At 26.7% G+C, this 933-nt stretch carries 2 pseudogenes; both read left to right on the top strand.

The window, feature by feature from the left end:
• The first annotated feature begins 106 nt into the window (after positions 1-106).
• Positions 107-712: pseudogene (locus OL66_RS03505) on the top strand (hypothetical protein).
• An 18-nt stretch (positions 713-730) separates the two neighbouring features.
• Positions 731-933, top strand: a pseudogene (locus OL66_RS03500) (replicative DNA helicase); the annotation flags it as partial.

The raw sequence follows: 933 nt of genomic DNA, 5'->3' as shown, positions 1-933 counted from the left end.
AAAATTAAAACCATCAAACCTGATGGGACCATTACTTGGAAAACGAAAAAAATTAAGAAGAAAAGACCTTAAAAAAAGGTCTTTTTTTATTTAGAAAGGAATCAAGATGTTAACTAACAAAGATTTTTACCATATTAAACAATTTAACACTAATACTCAATGTGTTGATATTTTAAAAAAACTTTTTCATAAATCATCATTTTCACTTAATTTTCATGAATATATGTGTCATCATCACCATTTACTAGATCAATATTTAACTGATAAAAACTATCATTCTCAAAGTCAAAAAGTGATCCGTGGTAAAATCAATTAATATCTCATTTTATTCTATTTTCAAAACCAAGGAATCACACACTTATACCCTCAAGCTTATTTATTTTTTATCCCTGACATTAAATTTGATTTAGTGTTATTTACGAAAACGAAACGGATTATCGCTTTTAATTTTAAAACATGTCTTCGCGATCGATATAAACAAGCCATGGTAGAGGCTCAACAATTAAAAAAACTTGATACTCGTTTTGAATTTTATTTATTAACTAATAACACTGTGGAAACTCAAAGATTAAACAAGAAAATCTATCAAGGGAAAATCCCAGGAATTAACCAAGTGATTGATTGTTTTTCACCTCAAGCGAATATCTTTTTACAAACATTACTGACTAACCAATTCCTCCCTTTTAGTGATATTAACATGATTAAAAAATAATAAAGGAGTTAATATAAAATGTTAACCAACGAACAAAAAGCTTTAAGACAAATCATTTCCTATATGAACCAAAATAAAGCTGAGCAATTAAGTTTTTATTTTCAGCTCATTGATCCACAATCTTTTTTAGATAAACAACATAAAAAATTCTTTCAGGCCTTAAAATATTTAACTTTAAACCAGACAAATACTCATCCCTTTGATAAAATCAAATCTCAAAC

The organism is Chrysanthemum yellows phytoplasma (assembly GCF_000803325.1).
Classification (GTDB): domain Bacteria; phylum Bacillota_I; class Bacilli_A; order Acholeplasmatales; family Acholeplasmataceae; genus Phytoplasma; species Phytoplasma asteris.
The sequence above is the reverse complement of the archived record's forward strand: the minus strand, read 5'-3'. Positions and strand labels throughout refer to the sequence as shown.